Source organism: Mesorhizobium sp. WSM4976 (genome assembly GCF_029625685.1).
Lineage (GTDB): Bacteria > Pseudomonadota > Alphaproteobacteria > Rhizobiales > Rhizobiaceae > Mesorhizobium.
In genome coordinates this window covers 136,549-157,670 of record NZ_JARTVT010000018.1, presented here as the reverse complement: position 1 = coordinate 157,670, position 21,122 = coordinate 136,549, and the positions used below count along the sequence as shown (strand labels likewise).

The following is a 21,122-nucleotide window of genomic DNA, read 5'->3' as shown; positions in this document are numbered from 1 at the left end:
ACTCCACAACCCCTTCGGGCCAAAAGTGTTACCCATGTCTCCGGTATAAACTGTAACCTATGTGTCCGGAACGGACCAAAGCCGCTTGGCGATCCCGGCAGGATTCGAACCTGCGACCATCGGCTTAGAAGGCCGGTGCTCTATCCAGCTGAGCTACGGGACCGTCGGCCGGCCGGGCCGGCTGCTGCGTTACGCCAAGCGATGCACGACTCGAAGTCAGTGCGTCCAGGGCGTCTTGCGGTCATAGCGGAAATTGTCCGAATAGGAAATCTGCCGGCGCTTTGCTTCCTTCGGCTCTTCTACGCGATAGGCGATCTTTTCCTTCTCGGCATAAGCCACTGCTTCTTCCTTCGTGTCGAAGGTTAGCTTCACCTGGCTCAGCATGTCGCCGGAGGTGGTGTAGCCCATCAGCGGGTCGATCTTCTTGCGCTGCGCGGGATCGAACTCCAGCACCCAATGTCCGGTCTTGGCCTTGCCGGATTGCATCGCGGTTTTGGCTGGACTGAAAATGCGCGCGGACATGAGCACCTCTTTGCACCTGTTCGGCGCGCCTCGTTTGAGCACCCTGTCGGGGACCTGAAATCTCGCGCCAACCCGTCATTACTGCGCAATGGCCGCGGCGGCAAGGCCGCAAGCGCCCCCGCGCTCCCACGGCGCAGGGAACCTCGCCGCGCCGGCGACATTATCGAAAGGTCGGGCGGCCGGGCCGGGCAAGCCTTCTCCCGAGCCCTCAACCAGAAGCGGACGTCTCGCCATGACCAATGGAATCGAACACACCGTCCTGCAGCTCGCCGTGCTTGTCGGCAGCCTGCGCGCCCAATCTTTCAGCCGCAAGATCGCCAAGGCGCTCGCCGCCCGCGCGCCGGATTCGGTGCGCTGCCGCTTCATCGAGATTGGCAACCTGCCACTCTACAACGAGGACCTAGACGGTGACGACCCGCCGGCGGCGTGGTCTGCCTTCCGCGGAGCGATGCGCGAATGCGACGCGGTGCTGTTCGTCACCCCGGAATACAACCGCTCGATCCCTGGCTGCCTGAAGAATGCGCTCGATGTAGGCTCGCGCCCGCCGGGCAAGAGCGTGTTCAAGGGACTGCCCGCAGGGGTCGTCAGTGTCAGTCCCAGCAAGATCGGCGCCTTCGGCTCCAACCAGGCGCTCCGGCAGACCTTCGTCTTTCTCGACATGCCGGTGATGCAGCAGCCGGAGGCGTATATCGGCAATGTCGCGGAATTGCTGGACGACAAAGGCGCGGTGACCAACGCCGACACCGCCGCCTTTCTCGAGGATTTCATGGCCAGCCTGGAGACATGGATCAGGACGGTGCATCCTGGCGGCTCGTCCTTCGACGCCTTCATGAAGCAGCGCGAGAAGATCGCCGAGGACTATGTCAATGGCGATGCCTCCTCCCTGAAAGCGATCGTCACCCGTGCCGGGCCGGCGACATTCTTCTCACCGCGCGGCGATCATCTCGAAGGCGCCGAAGCGGTTGCCGGCCGCTACGAACGCGATGCCGCGAGCTTCCACAAAGGCGGCAACACCGACCTCGAGGTGCTGCAGGCGTCATCCAGCGGCGATCTGGCCTTCTGGAGCGGCTTGCAGCATGCCAAGGCGCGCATCGGCAAGAACGGCGAGACGACCGAGATGACCTTGCGGGTGACGGAAGTGTTTCGGCTGGAGGACGGCGCGTTCAAGCTGGTGCATCGCCATGCGGACCCGGTTCATTAGCCGGCGCTTGCAAAATCCGCGACACAATGCCGGGGATTTGCAACACGCACCTATTCCTTTTGGCCTGTGAGCGGCATACATCGGATACATGGTCGTGCCACTTGAAGGCATGATGACGACGACGACAAAGATACGAATGGGCGCGGATACGAAAGTCTCGCCGTTGGGGGACGGCGAGCCAGCGATTCTGGATGGCGCGATTGTCGTCGGCGGGGGCGCCGCCGGGCTTGCCGCCGCGCATGCATTGACCATGGCCGGCGTGACGACGCAAATCCTGGAGCGCGAGCAGAGGCTGGCCGAGCCTTGGCACCGCCGCCACGACAATCTGCACCTCAACACGCATCGCGACCTCTCCTCATTGCCCGGCGTGTCCTATCCGGCGGGGACACCGGCCTTCCCGCACCGCAGCGCCGTCGTGCGCCATCTCAACGAGTTCGCCGAGACGCACCGGCTGCCGGTCGCCTTCGGCGTCGAGGTCGACGAAATCGAATTTCACGGCAGCCATTGGCTGCTGCGGACAAGCAAGGGCTTGAAGGCGGCGCGATATGTGGTGATCGCCACCGGACGCGACCGGCAGCCCTTCATCCCGGCCTGGAAGGGCATGGAGGATTTTTCCGGGAGGATCATCCATTCGGCCGATTTCGGAAGGGCAAGCGACTATGCCGGCAAGAAGGTTCTCGTTGTCGGCGCCGGCAACTCCGGCTTCGATGCGCTCAACCATCTTTCCCGCGCCGAAACCGGCCAGATCTGGCTTGCGGCGCGCAACGGACCTTCGCTGCTGCCCAAGCGCATCGGCAAGATCGCGGTGCACCGCATATCGCCGCTCATGGCCAACCTGCCCACATGGCTCGCCGACGCGGTCATGGCGGCAACGCAGCGCCTGGTGTTCGGCGACCTGACGAAATACGGCCTGCCCCCTGCCCCGTCGGGCGGCGCCAGCCGGCTAGGCTCCGACTATACCGCGATCGCCGCCGACGACGGCGCGGTCAGGGCCATCAAGGCCGGGCGCATCATCGTCGTGCCGCAACTGCGCGAATTCAGGCGCGACGGCGTCGTGCTCGACAATGGCCAGTCGATCGCGCCCGACATCGTCATTGCCGCCACCGGCTACCGCACCGGGCTGGAAACGATGCTGGGCAAGCTTGGCGTGCTCGACGGCAAGGGCGTGCCGCTGTTCAACGGCGCCGCGAACGACCCGAAGCTGCCCGGGCTCTGGTTCACCGGCATGCGGCCCAGCATTCGCGGCTGCTTCGCCAACGCAACAATCCAGGCCGCGGCGATCGCCAGGAAGATCGCCGGCCTGAAGCGGTGAGCGCGCCACAAGGAACAGACAGGACGGTCGGTCGTTTGCCTTTCTCTGGATGAAAGGAAGCGAGATGCCGACGCCCGATGAGCTCGAGGCGAAATTCGCGTTGATCCTGAACAGGCCGAAATTTGGCTCGACGCCTCCAGCGTCGTCTCCGGCATCAAGATGCAGCTCGGCTACGATCCCAAATACAAGGACAATGTGGCCAAGGTCGATCTCTGATCATCCCTGGTGATCCGCCGAGGCCTATTTTTGCATGAAGGCTGCGAAATTTTCGGTCGTGGTGGCAAAGCCTTCCAGGTTTGACTGCAGCCAGGCCTTGGTCACTCCGCCCACCAGTGTCACCCGATAGTTGGCGTAATATTTGCCGTCCTTATACTTCACGACCGTGAGCCAGCCGGCATTGTCCCAGTCGAATGCGTCTAGACCGTCCACCGTCAAAGGTGTTTTGGGAGTCCACCCTGCAGTCTCTGCCAAGAGCGTCTTGCAAACCTTCTGGTCATCGCATCCGCCAAGGCTGACGAAGAAATTCTGTCCGCCCGAGGCGCTCGATACATACTCGCCGGTGCTGTCGTTCTTGATCTGGCCGCGATAGCCGCGTTCTGCAGGGCATCCCTGATATCTTCGAGCGTGACCTTGGTGAGAACCTCAGGCTTGTCGCCGGCCTTGTCTTGCGCAGATGCCGGCAGACGAGAAAGAACCAATGCAAATGCGAAAGCTATGACGCGTGCCAAGCGTGCCATCTGCAAAACCCCAATTGTCCCAAGGGAAGTCAACAGCAGGTGCCGCCGCTTGTCAACGAAACCGAGCAATGGCGCTCTTTAACACTGCTATATTGAGGCGGATCAGAACCCCTGCCATGTGTTGGCTTCCGGGCGTACGCTCTATACGCCATAACACATCCGGAGTGTGGGGCCTGATAAGGAAGGGCAGAGCCCAGCCTGATCTTCTCTTGCGTTCAATGTCTCATGGAACGCCGCAAACCCCTCTGCGCCAACCGCACCCCCGGACCCACATGCCGGCGGGTCTGTCTTGACAACCGTCGGTTGCTCAGGCCATTTCTGCGGTGTTTTTGAGGGCAACTTGGGGACCTACCGCATGAAGAAAGTCTATGAAAAGCCTGTGCTGACCAAACGCGAACGCCTCAACAGCGTCACCGCGGTCTTCCTTCCGTCGAAGGTGATCGGCTGATGAAGAAGACTTACGAGAAGCCTATTCTGCGCAAGCGAGAGCGCCTGGGATCAGTTGTGGCCCTATCGCTATCGGGACCGATCGACTGAACCAGTCCAAATTATGCACAAAGCCCGACGTCCTTCGGTCGGCGGGCTTTTTATTTCAGATGTGGAACAGGAACGGTCCGGCGCAGTCGCCAATGACCACGCCGGGTGCTTCTAAAGCCTGGCGGAGGCGACTACTCTTTCCGGGCGCAAGATTCTCCTGCCGCCCTCGAAATCACGTATCGGCACTCCGCTCAGGTGCTTTTGGCTCCAAGAGAAGTTCAGTCCGGTTCAGAAGCGCCCGCGCATTCTCCGACTGTTGCCGACGTTGCACTTAGGGCTTCGCCGGCCCGCGGCTCGTCAGAGCCGTCGCGGGCGACTATCAGAATTTGTATGCGATGCCGATCCTGACCTCGTTGGTCTTGACGTGCTCGTGTTCGACATAAGAAGAGTCGGTATTGGTGGTGGCGGTCGTAACTTTGCCGAAATCCGTGTACCGATAGTCCACCTGAGCGAACCAATTCCTGTTGATGGCGTAAGCGACACCAGCACCGAGTGTCCAGCCAGCTTTAATCTGGGACTTAGAGTCCGTGGCCGCGCCATCTTCGAATTTCGTGTGAATATCTCCCAAGGCCAAGCCGCCCGTCACATATGGCATCCAGTTATCGATTGCGTAGCCCAAGCGGCCACGCAGCGAGCCCTGAGCGTCGACATGAGTATTGTCATCCGTTCCGAACGGCCAGTTAGGATTGTGGCCGACGATCCCGGACGCCTCGATGTCACCTTCGATGCCGCCGACGATGTTGCCCCACTGCATGTTATAACCAGCGAAAATGCCTCCGGTTACACCGCGAACCCGGAAACTATCAGAGTAATCCGTTCCGCCACCGGTTACCAATTCGTCCTCGATGTGGTCCCGTCCCCAAGCATAGCCGATTTGGCCCCCAATGTACCCACCACTCCAGTCATACGTGGAGGCGACCGGAAGTTCGTTCACAACATCAGCCGCCATGGCGGACGTAAGAGTGGCGCCCAGCATCGCCGCTGCCAGAATGTATTTCATTGCGAGTCCCCAGCGTAGAAAACCGGCTCTAATCTAGCAGAATATTTCCTAGAGTATTTAGTCCCAATCGCGAGACTGCTCGGGTTTTCCTGCAAAGTTGCACTTTGGCAACATGCGAAGCGATTAATGCGATTTGCCCACCTAAGTCTCGGGCTTTGGCAATCGCCGGCTCGTTTCGAGTTTAGCGTTTTCTTACTTAGCAGGTCTGTGGCCATCAGCCGGTGAAGCGATCTTTTGCCGTAGCCGCGCATCCCGACCAGCTCTCGATTAGGCAGTAGAGGATGGCTGGCACTATCGCTTCCTGGCAGTCGACCTCAAAGATCGACGAGCGAAGACACGCTGGACTTTTCGTGGAACTTCTGGCGGCCGGATCCTGCGATATTTGCCGTTCGTTCCGTTTTTCGCTTTTTGGGCTTGCCCTCAATCGCCCGGAACCCTATGGAAACCCGGCGTCGGAGTGTAGCGCAGCCTGGTAGCGCACCTGATTTGGGATCAGGGGGTCGCGTGTTCGAATCACGCCACTCCGACCATCGCTCCCTTCCTCGACAGAACCAAGCCGGTCTCCGCGTTCCTGCATTTCCGGCCAGAGGGCGGATCTCACCTTGGCAGCCACGGTTGTAGCGATCCTGGACAGGGACAATTGGGACACCAACACCGACATCATCGTCGTTGTGGATGGTGCCAGGCGGCGGCTGACATGGGTGCCGCGCGACTTGTGGTCTCCCCTCATAAGCGACCGTATCAATGCTGCCTTCGCCGTCGGCGGCGGCAGGCTGCTGCTCGATGCGCTCGCGGAATTGGGATTTGCCGCGCAAAGCGCAGTCTGCCTCCGGCGCGGCGCGACCGAGGCCGCGCTTACCGGCGCCAGCGTTAGCGTGCCGATCCACGAGCCGCTCGATTTCTGGTATCCGCTGACGCCGACCAGCCGCCTGGAGGACGGGCGCCGGCAGGTCTCCTTTCGCCCGCCGGATGAAACGCTGTCGGGCGAACGGCTGCACCAGTGGATCGGCGCCCGCACCATGGTCGACGGCCAGGGAACCGACTTCCACCGCATGCGGCGCCAGATCGTGTTCCTGCGAGCCCTCATCGCCCAAGGCTTCGATTTCCGCCCAGTGCTGAAGGATCCGGAACTGGCACGGATCACCGGCGAGGATCCATTGCCCCTTCTTGCCCGCGTCAGGGTCACTTGGCGAATGCAGGTGCATGACTGGGTGGACGACGCCGTCATCGACGGCAAGATGGTCCTGGTCCCGCGCAAGCCGAAGCCGTGGTGGCGGCGGCAGTTGCGCCGTTTGCGGGACCGGCTGAAGGGTAAGAGCAACTAGAGCATTTCACCGTTTCACGGAAACGGCGACCCGCTCTATCTCTTCTTTCTTACGCAATTCCGGACGGAAAACCGCTCGCACTTTTCCTGGAATTGCTCCAGCTCCCTTTTCGCCGCTCAGATCACGCTTTCGATGTCGGTCTTGGAGAAATCGTCGCCGACATAGAGCAGCCGGCAGGCCCGGTCCTTTGCCACCTCATAGGCAAAGCAGTCGCCGAAATTGAGCGCCGCAGCGTGGATGCCTTTTCCCCATTGCGCATGGGCATCAGCGACACGTCGGGCGGCGCCTTCCGTCACAGGAACGATCTCTAAGCCGAGCCCGTCGAGCAGGGACTGCACCTCCTCGGCCACGCCTCTCCGCGCCGCGACAATCAGGAGCTCGGCGACGGTTCCTGCCGATATCAGAAGGTCGTCTTCCGCCTCCAGCACGGCGACACAGTCATCCGCCGCCGGCTCGTCGAGGACGATAAGGCTGAGGTGTCGACGACAATCACTCCGGCAGGCCCTCATCGCCGTAGAGGAAATCCTGGCTGCGTGCCGCGGAGGGACCGGCACCGGCCTTCGCCGCGCCCGCTGCCCGGGCGGCCTGCAGCAAACCCCGGCGGTGCTTTCGATCGGGTACGGATCGTATCGGCACGAGACGCACGGCAGCGTGACCGTGACGGGTCAAGATGATCTCATCGCCGGCCTCGGCGCGCCTCACCAATTCAGTCAATTGTCCCTTGGCGTCGGTCACGGATATCTGCATGGTTGCTCTTCATGGACCATGATATGGTCCAATAAAATAGACCGCTCCATGGTCCGTATCAAGATCGAGCAACGGTAAACCCGCCGGGCGAGAACCCCAACCACCTCGAGCCCGGCGAGCCTACAACCCGATCTGGAAACGCGACCGGGACCGGGATCAACCGGCACCGTCGGCGTTGCAAGACTGATGCCGGAAAGGCTGTTCCGGAATGGGACAGAAGGAAGCTAAATATCGAACTCGCCCTGCCCTTCGTCCATGGCGCTGACCGTCTCGGCCGCAAGCGCTCGGGTGATCGGCGTCTTGCGTTCGAGGGCTACGCGGTCGAGGCGCTCGACGATGCGCATGGCGGTGCCCAGCGAACGCTCGATACGGCGCACCAGATATTGCACCACATGTGGCTCGACCTCGATCTGGCGGTCGGCGAACAGCTTGGTGATGACGCCAGCCAGCAAAAGGTCGTCGGGCTCATGGATCTCGACCGTCGCCGCCGCCTTCAGCCGCGAGATAAGATCGGGCAGCCCGACACGCCAGGCCGAGGGGAACCGCCGCGCCGTCAAGAGCAGTGTCGAGCCCATGCCGCGCACTACGTTGATCAGATGGAACAGGCCCTGCTCATCGATCGCCGCCTTGTCGATATCATCAATGAGCACCGGCCTGGTGCCCAGGCCGGCAATATGCTCGCCGATGCGGCCTGGGCCGATAGCGACGGCGTGCGCCCGCTCCTGCCATATTCGGGCGAGATGCGTCTTGCCCGAACCGGGCGGCCCTGCGAGCACCACGACAGGCCAAGGCCAATCCGGCCAGCGGTCGATCAACGATGCGGCTTGCGCGTTGGTGCCCGAGACGACGAGCTCGTCGCGCGAATAGCCGGTGCCGTGGCCGAGATCGAGCGGCAGCTGGCGCGGCTTATCTGCTGGCTGAGCAGCCATTTCAGCCACGCGGCTTCGCGCGATGGCCGCCGCCGCGATCGGCCGGCAAAGGCGGCACGGGCTGGGTGTCGTGGCCCTTGTAAAGCGGCGATTCGAGATAGCGGGCAATGGCGAAGCGCACCAGCACGGCAATCGCCGCCGAGGCCGGCACGGCAATCAGAAGGCCGACGAAGCCGAACAGTGCGCCAAAAGCAAACAGCGAGAACATCAGCCAAACAGGGTGCAGGCCGACGCTCTTCCCGACCAGGCGCGGTTGCAGGATGTTGCCCTCTATGAACTGGCCGACGAAGAACACGAAGGCGACCAGCACGATCATCGTCCAGTCCGGCCAGAACTGGACGAAGGCGACGCCGACGGCAAGCACCAGCCCCGTCAGCGAGCCGACATAAGGTATGAAGGAAATCAGCCCGGCGAACAAACCGATCAGGATGGCGAAGTTCAAACCGGTCAGCGTCAGCCCGGTGGCGTACATGGCGCCGAGCACCAGGCACAATGTGCCCTGCCCGCGCACGAAGCCGGCCGTGGCGGTGTTGATGTCGCGGGCCAGCGCGCGCACCGTCTCTACATGGTCGCGCGGCACCCAGCCGTCGACCTCGGCCACCATGCGATCCCAGTCGAGCAGCATGTAGAAGGCAACGACCGGGGTGACGACGAACAGGCTCACCACCGAGATCAGCGCCACGCCGGAACTCCAGATCGAGGTGAAGACGGTAGTGAGCAGGCTGAAACCGGAGGTCAACAGCGAGTTCAGCCCGTCGCGCAGGCCGGCGGCGTTGACGCCAAAACGCTGCTCGAGCCATTTCGGGTCGAAGCTGGTGAGCAGCGACTGCAGGCGCGTGAGATATTCCGGCAGCTTGCGGGCGAAATCGGCCATTTGGGTCGCCAGGACCGGCACCAGGATGACGAAGGCCAGCACCACGATGACGATGAAGGCGATCAGGATAACCACCGTCGCCATAAGGCGCGAGAGGCCAAGCCGCTGCAGCCAGTCGGCAACAGGATCGAGGAAATAGGCGAGCACCATGCCGGCGACGAAAGGCAGGAGGATGCCCGAGAAGACGTAGAGGAACAGCGCCAGCAGGACCGCCGTCGCCAGCCAGAAGAAGACCTGGCGGCGAAGCCCGCCGGAACTGTCGACGGCGGCGATCACCGCGCCATCGCTGTCAGGCGTCCGTGCCGGAGCCGCCGGCTTTGCCGATGCCCGACTTGGTGCCGCCGCGGTTGGTGTTGTCGTTCTGGGAGTTGCTCGTTCGGGAGCCTTCGCCATAGCCGCTCATATGCCTTAGCCAAGCCACGAGATAGGCCGCGGCCGAAGCCACGGTCAAGACCCCGGTCAGCAATATGAGCGCGGTCCGCAGCGGGCCCAGATGCGCGGCAAAGGCCAGCTCGCCCAGCACAAGCGCCGCCAGCACGATCTGCGCGGCGGTGTTGGCCTTCGAAACGAAGAGCGGCTTCACCTCGACCGGATTGCTCATCACGCTGGACAGGAGCACGGCGCAGACGATGAGCCCGTCACGCGAGACCATGGTCACCACCAGCCAGAGCGGCAGTTCGCCGGCAAAGCCCATGACGACGAAGACCGAGACCAGCAAAAGCTTGTCGGCGACCGGATCGAGATAGGCGCCGAGGCGGGACGACTGGTTCCAGCGGCGCGCGATGAAGCCGTCGACGCCGTCGGAAATGCCGGCGACGAGGAAGCCGGCGAATGCCCAACCCCAAAGCGACTGCAGCATGGCAAGCACCACGGCGGGCACGAGCAGCAGCCGCATGATCGTGATCATGTTGGGAAGGGTCACGTGAGGTCCCGTCGGGTTCTTGTTGGGAAAAAGATGAGGGAGATGGGAGATTGGCGCAAGTAGCGGAGCGACGAAGCTGCCGATCACCTCGCTCGCTGGCACTTTCCTCGGGAACATACTCCCTCACCCGCGCGTCATCCTTGCTCCCCGAAACCATTCATGCGAAGAGCCCGCAATGACAAACAGGGACGAGCCGACGATGAGCAAGGGTGATCCGGCCAAGCGCAAGAACGGGCTCACCTATGCCGAGGCGGGCGTCGATATCGATGCCGGCAATCTGATGGTCGAGAAGATCAAGCCGCTGGTGCGCGCGACGCGCCGGCCGGGCGCCGATGGCGAGATCGGCGGTTTCGGCGGGCTGTTCGACCTGAAGGCGGCCGGCTTCACCGATCCGGTGCTGGTCGCGGCCAATGACGGCGTCGGCACCAAGCTCAAGATCGCCATCGATTCCGGCAAGCATGACACGATCGGCATCGACCTCGTTGCCATGTGCGTCAACGACATCGTCGTGCAGGGCGCCGAGCCGCTGTTCTTCCTCGACTATTTCGCCACCGGCAAGCTCGATCCGGACCAGGGCGCCTCGATCGTCGGCGGCATCGCCGATGGGTGCCGGCAGGCCGGCTGCGCGCTGATCGGCGGCGAGACGGCCGAAATGCCCGGCATGTACCACGACAAGGACTACGACCTTGCCGGTTTCGCGGTCGGTGCGGCCGAACGCGGCCAGTTGCTGCCGACCGACGACATCGTCGAGGGCGACGTGCTGCTCGGCCTCGCCTCCTCCGGCCTGCACTCCAACGGCTTTTCGCTGGTGCGCCGGATCGTTGCCGCGAGCGGCCTTGGCTGGAGCGATCCGGCGCCGTTCAACGAGGAGCTCAGCCTCGCCGAGGCGCTGCTCGAGCCGACGCGCATCTATGTGAAGTCGATCCTCAAGGCGATCCGCAACACGCATGGCATCAAGGCGCTGGCCCACATCACCGGTGGCGGTTTTCCGGAAAACATCCCGCGCGTGCTGCCTAAGGATTTTTCGGCCGAGCTCGACCTGGAGGCGATCGACGTGCCGCCGGTGTTCTCGTGGCTGGCAAAGACCGGCGGCGTCGCGCCGGAAGAAATGATGCGCACCTTCAATTGCGGCATTGGCATGATCCTCGCCGTCGCCTCCGGCCAGGCGGCGCAGGTGGCGGCGGTGCTGCAGGAAGCCGGCGAGACGGTGACGCCGATCGGCCGCATCGTGCCGCGCCGCGACGCCGGCGTCATCTATCGGGGCTCGATCGGCCTATGAGCAGGAAGCGCACGGTCGTCCTGATCTCGGGGCGCGGCTCCAACATGACGGCGCTGATCGCGGCGGCCAGCGATCCAAGCTATCCGGCCGAAATCGTCGGCGTCATCTCCGACCGCGCCAACGCGGCCGGCCTCGGCATCGCCCAGTCGCGCGGCATCGCCACCAAGGTGATCCTGCGCGCCGAGCATGCGAGCAAAGATGCCTATGACGCCGCGATCGACGCCGCGCTCACCGGCTTCGGCGCCGAGATCGTGGCGCTTGCCGGCTATATGCGCATCCTCGGCCGCGGCCTCGTCGAGAAATGGCAGGGGCGCATGATCAACATCCACCCTGCCTTGCTGCCGGCCTTCAAGGGGCTGGACACGCATGCGCGGGCCATCCGCGCGGGCGTGCGCATCCATGGCTGCTCGGTGCATTTCGTCACGCCCGAGATGGATGACGGCCCGATCATCGGGCAGGCCGCCGTGCCGGTGATGGTCGGCGACAATGAAGACACGCTGGCCGCGCGCGTGCTGAAGGCCGAGCATCGGCTTTACACGCTGGCGCTGGGCCTGGTCGCGGAGGGCAAGGCGCGCATGGAAAAAGGCCACACGGTGCTTGCCCATTTCGCCGACGACGCCGAGAACGCCAGCTCGGTGGTGATGGCGCCCGACCCGCTGCGCGAGGAGACCGACCTCGAACAGCTGGCGCGCATCACACCGTAGCCTTGCGAGGGGTAGCAAGAACGTGAACGCTTCACCGGAATTGCCGAGCCAACCCCAGAGCGAAACCGAAAGTGAGCGGTTGCGTAAGGCTTGGATGGAGGGGCTAGCCAGTGGTCCGTTCGACAATCTCAACAACGGAGCAACTAAGAGCCCGCGCTCACCTCACTAGTTGCTTTTGCTCTGATCGATGCCCGTGAAACAGCTCCTCATCCTGCGCCATGCCAAGTCGAGCTGGGACGATCCGGCACTTGCCGACTTCGACCGTCCTCTCACCCCGCGTGGGCTGAAGACCGCATCGCTGATGGGGCGGGAGCTTGCCCGGCGCGGCTGGCTGCCCGACCTCGCTTTGGTTTCGCCGGCGCTGCGTACCCGCGATACCTGGCGGCTGGTCGCCCAGGAACTACCGCAGCATGTGCAGGCGGAATTCGCGGAAGAGCTCTACGAGGCGGCGCCTGCCACCATCCTGGCGCGCGTGCGGCAGGTCAAGGCGACGACTCTGCTGGTGATCGGCCACAATCCCGGCCTGCAGCATTTTGCGTTGCGGCTGGCTGGCGCCGGATCGGATGAGGGCGTTTTCAAGAAGATCGAAGCGAAGTTTCCGACGGCGGCACTTGCGCGATTCACGCTCGACGGCGACTGGGCGGACCTTGCGTTCGGCAGTGCCAGGCTGACGCATTGCCTGCGGCCGAAGGATTTGGGCTAGCGCCCAAAGCTTGGCCTCCGATAGGCAAGACGGCGGGTTTTGCCCGCCGCCTTTGGTATTTCGAAGAAGCGGATCAATTACCCCAATTGTCCGCGGGCGGGCCCGGCCAATCCGCGGCGCCGGTCGAGCCAGTCTTCATGTCGGTATCGACCTTGGGAGCCGGCTTGACTGTCTTGTGCTTCGGGATGGAGGCCGTGAGGCTGGTGTCGGCGCCGACGGCTGCCTGGTTCACGCCGTCAGCGCCGTAGTGATCGCTGCCAGCGGATGCGGTGCCCATGGCGGCGACAAGCATGGCGGCCGCCACGAATGCAATCCTGGTCATGTTCGATTTCCTTGTTTCGTGTCGTTTGATCGGCGGTGGCCTTGGGAGGATGGCCCCCGCTGCCGAGAAGACCCGCGGCGACCGGGATTTATTCCCCGCACCTTCGCCTTTCAGCGGCCAGAGCACCCTTGGCTTCGACTTCGATCGAAAAAAGGATAACGATTACAAATATTTGTGAATCAAATGCTTGTGAAGAGCGGCGGGACAAGCCCGCCGCCTGGTACATTCCGGACCGGATCAGTGGTTGCCGAACAGGTCGTGATTGGCGCCCTGCACGACCGGCTCATGGATATCCGCGTCGGACTTCGCGACCGAGGCTGTCACGGTCCGGTCGATGGTGGTGACCGGCTGGTTGGCGTTGGCCGAGCCGTAATTGTCGGAACTGGCGAAAGCAGTGCCGGTGACGACGAGAATGGCGGCTGCGGTGAGTACGATCTTGGTCATTTCAAATACTCCTGGTTCTGGGGTTGCGGTGTTATGGATCGGGAGCGATTGACGATCCGATGACCCAGCGGATCGACACAGCACGCCCCGGACATCGCCCGGTTGCTGCCCGCTCGTTCCACCCGTCTGAATTTCCCTGGATCGGCCTCGTCTATCGGCCCTTGCTCCCAGTTCGGCAGCACCGGGGTCCTCGTTACAGGCCTCACCGCTTCGTGATGAATGCTTGATCAAAAACGCCGGGGACCGGTCCAACGGATAGCCGGCTGCATAGAAGCAAAGCGGCGGGACAAGCCCGCCGCTTTGAGGGTCTGTCGAGGACAGATCCGTTTAGTGGTTGCCGAACAGGTCGTGGTTGGCGCCCTGGACGACCGGCTTCTGGACATCCGGATCCGACTTCTTGATCGAAGCGGTGGACGAGGTGTCGACCGAAGCGGCCGGCTGATTGGCATTGGCCGAGCCGTAATTGTCCGAGCCGGCAAAAGCGGAGCCGGTGGCAACGAGAAGGGCGGCGGCGGTAAGAGCGATCTTGGTCATTTGAGTTACTCAGATTCGAGATTGTTGGTCGAAGGTTCGCCCGAGCGAACCCGATTAGTGGTTGCCGAACAGGTCGTGGTTGGCGCCCTGGACGACCGGCTTCTGGACATCCGCATCCGACTTCTTGACCGAAGCGGTGGACGAGGTGTCGACAGAAGCGGCCGGCTGGTTGGCATTGGCCGAGCCGTAATTGTCCGAGCCGGCGAAAGCAGCACCGGTGGCAACGAGAAGGGCGGCGGCGGTAAGAGCGATCTTGGTCATTTGAGTTACTCCAGATTCAAAGTTGTTGACTGACGTTGGTCAGGAAAGGACCGCTTAGCGACCCCAGATGCCCTGGCCCGACTGCGGCTGGTTCTGATCAGGCGTGATGTGAAGGTCGCGCTGCTCGAACTTGCGGATCGAACCCGTGACGGTGTTGTCGACCTTGCCCGCGGGAGCGGTCACGGCCGGCTGGTTGACGTTGTCGGAACCGTAATGGTCGCTGCCGGCAAAAGCGCCGCTCGTGGCGACGAGGAGGGCAGCAGCGGCAAAAGCAATCTTGTTCATTTTAGATACTCCAGATTTCAAAAGTCGTGTCCGTCTAGTGGCGTGCCTTAATGGAAATTCGCGTCGCTCGGACCACCCCGAAATGGGTCGGCCCTGTTGCCATTTCCAATCACGAAAATTTGTGAACCGAACCGTTCGGTTCGATCTTGAAATTGCGCGAAAGGCTAGGCGGACAGAATCTTATCGTTTAATATCAATTGGTTACGGCTGTAACTCGTCGAGACACCGGTCTGACCGGACCTGCCAGCGTTCACCGTGCCTACACGAACCGTCAACATTAATTGAACCGAACGGTTCGGTTTCATCGCTTGCGGGAGCGGGCAAGTGGCGCGACAGGCATCCTGATCGAGATGGCTGCCGCAGGAAACCCGCGTTTGCCTTGCGGGCGGATCGATACTATCGGTTGCCTCGGGAACCAATTCGGACGCGGCTTGCCGCCTCGGCGAGGTCGGTGCCGTTGGGAGGAAACAGCGACACACGATGCGGCTGCTGCTTGTCGAGGACAATCGCGAACTGGCCGATTGGCTAAGCAAGACGCTGCGCCAGGCAAGCTACGTCGTCGACGTCGTGCATGACGGCGAGGATGTCGAGCATGCTTTGGCCGCCGGCGATCATGCCTTGATCATCCTCGACCTTGCCCTGCCCCGCATGGGCGGCATGGAAGTGCTGAAGAGGCTGCGGGCGCGCGGCAACCCGGTGCCGGTGATCGTGCTCACCGCCAATGCCAGCCTCGACGGACGGGTCAAGGGGCTCAACGAAGGCGCCGACGACTATCTGGCCAAACCCTTCCAGATCGAGGAGTTGGAAGCGCGCATCCGCGTGCAGTTGCGCCGCGCCAACGACCGCACCGCGCCGGTCATTTCCTGCGGCGACCTCGTCTTCGACACCAACACTCGCCTCTTCTCGCTTGCCGGCACGACGCTGTCACTGACGCCGCGCGAGCACGCCGTGCTGGAACAGCTCGTAATCAAGGCCGGCCGCACGGTGAGCAAGGCGGCGCTCTCGGCGGCGATCTACGACTTCGACACCGACGCCGACCCCAGCGCCATCGAGATTTATGTGCACCGGCTGCGCAAGAAGCTTGAGGGCTCGCGCGTCCAGATCGCCACGTTGCGCGGCCTCGGCTACCTCTTGCGCCACGACGATCCGACGCCATGACAATCGGCAGTCTTCGCATCGGCAGCCTTCGCATCCAATTGCTGGCATGGGTGGTGCTGCCGCTGGCAGGGCTCGCCGCCATCAATCTATGGACCAGCCACGGCAATGCGCTCGCCACTGCCGATCTGGTAACCGACCGGATGCTCATGGCATCGGCGCGTGCCATCGCCGAACAGGTCGCGGTGAAAGACGCCGTGCTCGATGCCACCATCCCGCCGGCGGCGATCGAAATGTTCGATACGGGCGATCGTGACAGGGTCTACTACCATGTCGAGACCGCGGGCGGACGCCTGCTCACCGGTTATCCAGACCTGCCCAAGGCGACAGATCGCGGCAGCATAGAGGCCGGCTTTCGCGATCATCGCCTGAGACTCGCCACGCTAAGCCATACCGTAATCGGCGCTGGATCGGATTCGCCGATCACGGTCACGGTCGGCGTGACACTCGGCGGTCACGATGCGATGGTGAGGCGCCTGTGGTTGAGCGCCTTTGGCCAGCAACTGGCGCTGGTGGCGATTGCCGGCGTGTTCGTGCTGCTTGGCTTGCGCCGCGGGCTGGCGCCGCTGATCCGCCTTCGCGATGCGGTTCGCTCGCCGGGCCGAAGCGACCTCGACCCGATCGAGGTAACGGGCGCGCAGAGCGAGATCAGGCCGCTGATCGAGGCGCTTAATGCTTACATGTCGCGCGTGCGGGGCCAGATGGCGGCGCAGCGCCGCTTCATTGCCAACGCCGCACACCAGTTGCGCACGCCGCTTGCGCTGCTGTCGACACAGGCGAGCTATGCGTTGCGCGAAAGCGCCGCGGATCGACGGCGGGAAGCGCTTGTGGCGTTGCAGGCAAGTTCAGGCAAACTGGCGCGACTGGCCGAACAGTTGCTAACGCTCTCGCGCGCCGAACCCGGCAGCCGGCGGCCACGTGCCGATCGCATCGACCTCACCGAGGCTGCCCGCCAGGTGCTGGAGGCACATGCGCCGAAGGCAGTCGAACGCAACATCGACCTCGGCCTCGAGGAAACCGGCCCCGTGCCGGTCATCGGCGACGGGACAATGTTGCGGGAGATGATCGTCAATCTGGTCGACAACGCGCTGCGTTACACACCGGCCGGCGGCAGCGTCACCGTCAAGCTCGCCGCCACTGGCGGCGAGGCTGAGCTTACGGTCAGCGACGAAGGACCCGGCATTCCCGTGGAAGAGCGGGAGCACGTCTTCGAACGTTTCTACCGCATTTCCGGCTCGGCCGAGGAAGGGAGCGGGCTCGGGCTCGCCATCGTCCACGAGGTGGTCGAGAATGCCGGCGGCAGCGTCACGCTGTGCGACGCCGCCGCGGGCGGGCTGAAGGTCGAGGTGCGGCTGCCGCTGGCTGGCTCCTGAAGGCATCCGGCCGACAGTGCAGTCCTGCCTACTGCGTCTCGTGCAATGGCTGAGGCCGCCATTTCGCGAGCCGATTCTCGACCAGCGTCATCAGGTACTCGGCGCCCAGCGCCACGACCATGACGATGACGATCGCCGCATACATGCCGGCGGCGTCGAACGAGCCCTTGGCGATGTTGATCAACAGGCCGATGCCGAAGCGCGACCCGACGAACTCGCCGACGATGGCGCCGATGATGGCGAAGCCGAAGCTGACATGCAGGCTGGCGAAGATCCAGCTCATCGCAGAAGGCACGATCACCGAGCGCGTCAGTTGCCAGTCGGAGGCCCCGAGGATGCGGGCGTTGGCGATCATTGCGCGGTCCGCCTCGCGCACACCCTGGAAAGCGTTGTGGAAAACGACGAAGAAAACCATGACGAAGGCCAGCGCCACCTTGGAGGCAAGCCCGAGGCCGAGGATCATGATGAAGATCGGCGCCAGCACGACGCGGGGGATCGAGTTGATCAGTTTGATGTAGATGGAGAATATATCGGCGGCCATGCGGTTGCGACCGAGCGCGACGCCAATGATGATGCCGGCGACCGAACCGGTGACGAAGCCCAGCACCGATTCTTCCATCGTCACATAGAGATGGTACCAGAGCGGTCCTTCGGAGGTGCCTTCCGTAATCCACTCATAGAGCCGCCCGGCGATCGTGCTCGGCATGGCGTAAAAGAACGGATCGATCCAGGCCATGCGGCCTGCGATCTCCCAGGCACCCAGAAAGACGACGAGGATGGCGAGCCGCCAGAACGTGACCGTGTGGCGGCGATGTGCGGCGGCCCTGGCGGCGGCGGCCTCGATCTCCGCGTCCGAAGTGCCCGGTCTGAAATTTGTGCTGGAAATGTTAATGGTGGCGTCAGTCATTTCAGCCTCCTCATGCCGCCGCACGGGCGTAGCTGGTCTCGACCTCTTCCTTGAGGTCTGACCAGATGGTGCGCGAATAGTCGATGAAGCTCTGCTCGTAACGGATGTCGGCGACGACGCGCGGACGCGGCAGGTCGATCGTGTAGACGGATTTCACCGTCGCCGGCCCGGCGGTGAGCACATAGACCTTGTCGGCCAGCGCGATCGCTTCCTCGAGGTCATGGGTGACGAAGACGACGGAGGCCTTCGCCTCGGACCAGAGGCGCAGCAGTTCCTCATGCATAAGAACGCGGGTCTGCACGTCGAGCGCCGAGAACGGCTCGTCCATCAAGAGGATCTCCGGGCCGTTGATGAAGGTCTGGGCGAGCGCCACGCGCTTGCGCATGCCGCCGGAGAGCTGGTGCGGATAGTGCTGCTCGAAGCGGGCCAGGCCGACGCGTGCCAGCCAGTCGCGGGCGGAAGCCTCCGCCTGCGACTTGGGCTTGCCGCGAAACAGCGGCCCGGCCATCACATTCTCGATCACCGTGCGCCAGGGAAACAGAGCATCGGTCTGGAACACGAAGCCGATCCGCGGATCGATCCCCTTGACCGGCGCGCCCATGACGCGGACCTCGCCGGCGCTTGGGCTGGCGAGCCCGGTGACGAGGTTGAGCGTCGTCGACTTGCCGCAGCCGGTCGGACCGACGACGGCGACAAACTCGCCGCGTCCGACCGTCATGGTGAAATCGCGGATCGCCGTCAGCGACTTGCCGGTGGGGGAGAGGAAGCGGCGGCTGACATTGATCAGCTCGATCGCCGGAGCGGTCTTTTCGACAGCCATGGTTGAACAGACTCCAATAGCAGGCGATCGCCGCGCGGGAGATCGCCGGGCGTGGAAACAAGGCGGGCATGAACCCTGACGGCGCGAGGTCGGAACCTCGCGCCGGGCTGCGGCTACTTCACGTTCTTGACGAATTCCGTGGTGTAGGTCTTCGACAGGTCGATCTGCTTGCCCTGCAGCTCCTTCTTGAAGGCAGAGAGCACGGTCAGCACCGTTTCCGGGCCACCCTGGGGCATCACGCCGTCGGCGGTGAACATGCCCTTGCCGGCATCGAGCGCCTTCACGTAGGCGGCCTCGTCGCCGACATAATAGTCCTTGGGCATCTTTGCGGCGATCTCGGCGCCGCTGTGCGTGTTGATGAACTTCAACGTCTTGACGAAGGCATTGGCGAGTTTCTGGACCGTGTCCTTGTGCGCCTCGACCCACTCGGTCTGCATATAGAGCGAGGCGGCCGGATAGGTGCCGCCGAGCGCGGCCTTGGTGCCTTCGATCGTGCGCATGTCGATCAAGACCTTGGCTTCGCCGGTCTTGAGCAAGCGCGAGATCGTCGGCTCGGTCGTCATGCCGGCCTGGATCTTGTCCTGCTGCATGGCGGCGATGAAGGTGTTGCCGGCGCCGACCGGAACCGAAGTGAACTCGCCGAGCTTCAGGCCGTTCTTGACCGCCAGATACTCGGTCAGGAAATTGGTTGAGGAGCCAAGGCCGGTAACGCCGAGGCTCATGCCCTTGAAGTCGGCCGGCGACTTGATTTCGGGATGCTTGGAAGAGACCAGCTCGACCTCGCCGGGCGCCTGGCTGAACTGGACGACGGATTCGACGAACTTGCCCTTGGCCTGCAGGTCAATGCTGTGGTCGTAGAAACCGACCACGCCTTGCACCGCGCCCGCCAGCATCTCGTTTTCGGCATCGACGCCGGCCGGCTCGTTGAGAAGCTCGACGTCGAGGCCCTCATCCTTGAAATAGCCGAGCGCCTCGGCGAGCTTGGCGGGCAGGTAGATCTGCTTTTCGTAGCCGCCCACCATGATCGAGATCTTGTCTGCCGCCGACGCCGTCGTCGCGCCCGCGGCAAGCATGGCAAGCGTCAGCGTCGCCGAACGAAGAGCGTGTTTAGAGATAAAACCGGTCACCTAACTTCCTCCACCTGGGCGGCACGCCATCCGAGCTGCGCCGCATCTCCTCCTTGCCGACCCCTCCCGGGCCAGTCACGGCGAACGCCGCGAAACCGTCATGGCATGGCCAAGCTTTCAGCTGGCTTTCAGCGATTTTGACGGCTTTTGAAACGAAATCCTGCAATGCAAGCGGGTCAGACGCCGCCAAAGCCCAGCACATCTTGCATGTCATATTTACCCGGCGATCGGCCGGCAACCCAGAGTGCCGCCGCGATGGCGCCGCGCGCGAACATGGACCGGTCGCCGGCGGCATGCGAGAGCGTGAGCACCTCGCCTTCGGCAAGGAAGCTCACGCTATGCTCGCCGACGATGCTGCCGCCGCGCAGCACGGCAAGGCCGATCTCGCCGGCACCGCGCGGACCAACGAGGCCGTGGCGGGCGCGCTTCGCCACAGTATCCAGCCTGGCGCCGCGTCCTCGCGCAGCCGCTTCGCCCAGCATCAGCGCCGTGCCCGACGGCGCATCGACCTTGAAGCGATGATGCGCTTCGAGGATTTCGATGTCGCAGTCATCAGGCACAAGCGCCCTCGCCGCCTGCTCGACCAGGCCGGTCAGCATGTTGAGGCCGAGCGAATAGCTGCCGGAGCGCACGATGGCGACTGTCTTTGCCGCCTCCGCTATGGCTTCCAGCTCAGCGACGTCAAAACCGGTCGAGCCGATCACCAGCGCCGGACCACCACGCCCCGCGCAGGCCTTGGCCAGCTCGGCGGACGCCGCGGGCGTGGTGAAGTCGATCACTACGTCGGCAAGCGAAAGCGCCTCGTCGCGCTCGACCAGCCCCTCGCCCGCGCTGCCCGGCCGATGGAAGCGCGCGACGAGCTGCAGCCGCGGATCGGCAGCGGCAGTCTCCGCCATTTGCCGTCCCATGCGGCCGAGCGCACCGGCGATGGCTATCCTGAGCGGGTGTGGCATGGCGATCCTTTTCGAAAGCTGAGTCTGAACAATCCCCTAGCACGCCGTCTTGGCAAAATGATTCAAACGACTCCGGGCCACGACATCGGCGCGAAACAAGGGCGACCTATACGCGACTGTGAAGCGCCACACTCAAGATCACTGACGTG

General features: G+C 63.3%; 26 protein-coding genes, 2 tRNA genes and 1 pseudogene. 11 read left to right on the top strand and 18 right to left on the bottom strand.

Annotated elements, in window-relative coordinates:
* Positions 1-86: 86 nt before the first annotated feature.
* Positions 87-163: transfer RNA gene (locus tag P9272_RS22365), tRNA-Arg, on the bottom strand.
* Between the two features lie 53 nt (positions 164-216).
* Positions 217-522, bottom strand: a complete 306-nt coding sequence (locus P9272_RS22360; protein WP_128257766.1) for an ETC complex I subunit — start codon at positions 520-522, stop codon at positions 217-219.
* Between the two features lie 232 nt (positions 523-754).
* On the opposite strand from P9272_RS22360, the gene P9272_RS22355 reads away from it, so the two are divergent.
* Together P9272_RS22355 and P9272_RS22350 are read left to right on the top strand one after the other, a co-directional pair.
* Positions 755-1,723, top strand: coding sequence for an NAD(P)H-dependent oxidoreductase (locus P9272_RS22355; RefSeq protein WP_278162202.1), 969 nt, complete (start codon positions 755-757; stop codon positions 1,721-1,723).
* A gap of 136 nt (positions 1,724-1,859) precedes the next feature.
* On the top strand, positions 1,860-3,035 hold the full coding sequence (locus tag P9272_RS22350) for an NAD(P)/FAD-dependent oxidoreductase (protein ID WP_278162212.1): 1,176 nt from the start codon (positions 1,860-1,862) through the stop codon (positions 3,033-3,035).
* 240 nt (positions 3,036-3,275) lie between these two features.
* On the opposite strand, the gene P9272_RS22345 is transcribed toward P9272_RS22350, so the two are convergent.
* Positions 3,276-3,506 carry a hypothetical protein gene (locus P9272_RS22345; protein WP_347404060.1) on the bottom strand — a complete coding sequence of 77 codons (231 nt, stop codon included), beginning with the start codon at positions 3,504-3,506 and terminating at the stop codon, positions 3,276-3,278.
* Between the two features lie 621 nt (positions 3,507-4,127).
* On the opposite strand from P9272_RS22345, the gene P9272_RS22340 reads away from it, so the two are divergent.
* Complete coding sequence (locus P9272_RS22340; RefSeq protein ID WP_278162201.1) at positions 4,128-4,220, top strand: putative RiPP precursor; 93 nt, start codon at positions 4,128-4,130, stop codon at positions 4,218-4,220.
* Between the two features lie 408 nt (positions 4,221-4,628).
* Here the strand turns inward: P9272_RS22340 and P9272_RS22335 are convergent, their stop codons facing one another.
* Positions 4,629-5,309 carry an outer membrane protein gene (locus tag P9272_RS22335; RefSeq protein WP_278162200.1) on the bottom strand — a complete coding sequence of 227 codons (681 nt, stop codon included), beginning with the start codon at positions 5,307-5,309 and terminating at the stop codon, positions 4,629-4,631.
* 453 nt (positions 5,310-5,762) lie between these two features.
* Between P9272_RS22335 and P9272_RS22330 the strand changes: the two genes are divergently transcribed.
* Both P9272_RS22330 and P9272_RS22325 read left to right on the top strand, forming a co-directional pair.
* Positions 5,763-5,839, top strand: a tRNA-Pro gene (locus tag P9272_RS22330).
* A 72-nt stretch (positions 5,840-5,911) separates the two neighbouring features.
* Positions 5,912-6,634: a hypothetical protein gene (locus tag P9272_RS22325; RefSeq protein ID WP_278162199.1), complete on the top strand. Its 723-nt coding sequence runs from the start codon at positions 5,912-5,914 to the stop codon at positions 6,632-6,634.
* 116 nt (positions 6,635-6,750) lie between these two features.
* Here the strand turns inward: P9272_RS22325 and P9272_RS22320 are convergent.
* The 5 genes and pseudogenes from P9272_RS22320 to P9272_RS22300 all read right to left on the bottom strand — a co-directional run bounded on the left by P9272_RS22320 (position 6,751) and on the right by P9272_RS22300 (position 10,106).
* Positions 6,751-7,127: pseudogene (locus tag P9272_RS22320) on the bottom strand (type II toxin-antitoxin system VapC family toxin).
* Positions 7,124-7,381: a type II toxin-antitoxin system prevent-host-death family antitoxin gene (locus P9272_RS22315; protein WP_128257759.1), complete on the bottom strand. Its 258-nt coding sequence runs from the start codon at positions 7,379-7,381 to the stop codon at positions 7,124-7,126. The pseudogene P9272_RS22320 and the gene P9272_RS22315 overlap by 4 nt, the downstream one beginning before the upstream one ends.
* Before the next feature lie 224 nt (positions 7,382-7,605).
* The gene (gene hdaA / locus P9272_RS22310; protein WP_278162198.1) at positions 7,606-8,310 is read right to left on the bottom strand and encodes a DnaA regulatory inactivator HdaA; all 705 of its coding nucleotides are present in this window, start codon (positions 8,308-8,310) and stop codon (positions 7,606-7,608) included.
* 1 nt (position 8,311) lies between these two features.
* Complete coding sequence (locus P9272_RS22305; RefSeq protein WP_128257757.1) at positions 8,312-9,460, bottom strand: AI-2E family transporter; 1,149 nt, start codon at positions 9,458-9,460, stop codon at positions 8,312-8,314.
* Between the two features lie 13 nt (positions 9,461-9,473).
* A complete protein-coding gene (locus P9272_RS22300) occupies positions 9,474-10,106 on the bottom strand; it encodes a CDP-alcohol phosphatidyltransferase family protein (protein ID WP_278162197.1) in 633 nt (210 codons plus the stop codon).
* A gap of 199 nt (positions 10,107-10,305) precedes the next feature.
* On the opposite strand from P9272_RS22300, the gene purM reads away from it, so the two are divergent.
* The 3 genes from purM to P9272_RS22285 all read left to right on the top strand — a co-directional run bounded on the left by purM (position 10,306) and on the right by P9272_RS22285 (position 12,792).
* The gene (gene purM, locus P9272_RS22295; RefSeq protein WP_128257792.1) at positions 10,306-11,385 is read left to right on the top strand and encodes a phosphoribosylformylglycinamidine cyclo-ligase; all 1,080 of its coding nucleotides are present in this window, start codon (positions 10,306-10,308) and stop codon (positions 11,383-11,385) included.
* Positions 11,382-12,089, top strand: a complete 708-nt coding sequence (gene purN, locus P9272_RS22290) for a phosphoribosylglycinamide formyltransferase (protein WP_278162196.1) — start codon at positions 11,382-11,384, stop codon at positions 12,087-12,089. The genes purM and purN overlap by 4 nt, the downstream gene beginning before the upstream one ends.
* Before the next feature lie 187 nt (positions 12,090-12,276).
* The gene (locus tag P9272_RS22285; RefSeq protein WP_278162195.1) at positions 12,277-12,792 is read left to right on the top strand and encodes a histidine phosphatase family protein; all 516 of its coding nucleotides are present in this window, start codon (positions 12,277-12,279) and stop codon (positions 12,790-12,792) included.
* A 73-nt stretch (positions 12,793-12,865) separates the two neighbouring features.
* Here the strand turns inward: P9272_RS22285 and P9272_RS22280 are convergent, their stop codons facing one another.
* Entirely contained in the window at positions 12,866-13,114 is a 249-nt protein-coding gene (locus tag P9272_RS22280; protein ID WP_278162194.1) for a DUF680 domain-containing protein, read from the bottom strand.
* Between P9272_RS22280 and P9272_RS22275 the strand changes: the two genes are divergently transcribed.
* Complete coding sequence (locus P9272_RS22275; protein ID WP_278162192.1) at positions 13,113-13,292, top strand: hypothetical protein; 180 nt, start codon at positions 13,113-13,115, stop codon at positions 13,290-13,292. The two genes, P9272_RS22280 and P9272_RS22275, sit on opposite strands and share 2 nt — an antisense overlap.
* Before the next feature lie 59 nt (positions 13,293-13,351).
* Here P9272_RS22275 and P9272_RS22270 read toward each other — a convergent pair whose 3' ends face one another.
* The 4 genes from P9272_RS22270 to P9272_RS22255 form a co-directional block, all read right to left on the bottom strand.
* Positions 13,352-13,558, bottom strand: a complete 207-nt coding sequence (locus P9272_RS22270; protein ID WP_278162191.1) for a DUF680 domain-containing protein — start codon at positions 13,556-13,558, stop codon at positions 13,352-13,354.
* Between the two features lie 327 nt (positions 13,559-13,885).
* Entirely contained in the window at positions 13,886-14,092 is a 207-nt protein-coding gene (locus P9272_RS22265; RefSeq protein WP_278162190.1) for a DUF680 domain-containing protein, read from the bottom strand.
* 54 nt (positions 14,093-14,146) lie between these two features.
* Positions 14,147-14,353: a DUF680 domain-containing protein gene (locus P9272_RS22260; protein WP_278162188.1), complete on the bottom strand. Its 207-nt coding sequence runs from the start codon at positions 14,351-14,353 to the stop codon at positions 14,147-14,149.
* A gap of 54 nt (positions 14,354-14,407) precedes the next feature.
* Positions 14,408-14,638, bottom strand: coding sequence for a DUF680 domain-containing protein (locus tag P9272_RS22255; protein WP_128257748.1), 231 nt, complete (start codon positions 14,636-14,638; stop codon positions 14,408-14,410).
* 480 nt (positions 14,639-15,118) lie between these two features.
* On the opposite strand from P9272_RS22255, the gene P9272_RS22250 reads away from it, so the two are divergent.
* Positions 15,119-15,796 carry a response regulator gene (locus P9272_RS22250; RefSeq protein WP_128257747.1) on the top strand — a complete coding sequence of 226 codons (678 nt, stop codon included), beginning with the start codon at positions 15,119-15,121 and terminating at the stop codon, positions 15,794-15,796.
* Positions 15,793-17,166: a sensor histidine kinase gene (locus P9272_RS22245; protein WP_278162187.1), complete on the top strand. Its 1,374-nt coding sequence runs from the start codon at positions 15,793-15,795 to the stop codon at positions 17,164-17,166. The genes P9272_RS22250 and P9272_RS22245 overlap by 4 nt, the downstream gene beginning before the upstream one ends.
* Positions 17,167-17,194: 28 nt before the next feature.
* Here the strand turns inward: P9272_RS22245 and P9272_RS22240 are convergent, their stop codons facing one another.
* The 4 genes from P9272_RS22240 to dapB all read right to left on the bottom strand — a co-directional run bounded on the left by P9272_RS22240 (position 17,195) and on the right by dapB (position 20,973).
* On the bottom strand, positions 17,195-18,073 hold the full coding sequence (locus P9272_RS22240; protein ID WP_128257745.1) for an ABC transporter permease: 879 nt from the start codon (positions 18,071-18,073) through the stop codon (positions 17,195-17,197).
* A gap of 10 nt (positions 18,074-18,083) precedes the next feature.
* Entirely contained in the window at positions 18,084-18,893 is an 810-nt protein-coding gene (locus tag P9272_RS22235) for an ABC transporter ATP-binding protein (RefSeq protein ID WP_128257744.1), read from the bottom strand.
* A 113-nt stretch (positions 18,894-19,006) separates the two neighbouring features.
* Positions 19,007-19,966 carry an ABC transporter substrate-binding protein gene (locus P9272_RS22230; protein ID WP_128257790.1) on the bottom strand — a complete coding sequence of 320 codons (960 nt, stop codon included), beginning with the start codon at positions 19,964-19,966 and terminating at the stop codon, positions 19,007-19,009.
* 230 nt (positions 19,967-20,196) lie between these two features.
* On the bottom strand, positions 20,197-20,973 hold the full coding sequence (gene dapB, locus P9272_RS22225) for a 4-hydroxy-tetrahydrodipicolinate reductase (protein ID WP_278162186.1): 777 nt from the start codon (positions 20,971-20,973) through the stop codon (positions 20,197-20,199).
* Positions 20,974-21,122 lie beyond the last annotated feature (149 nt).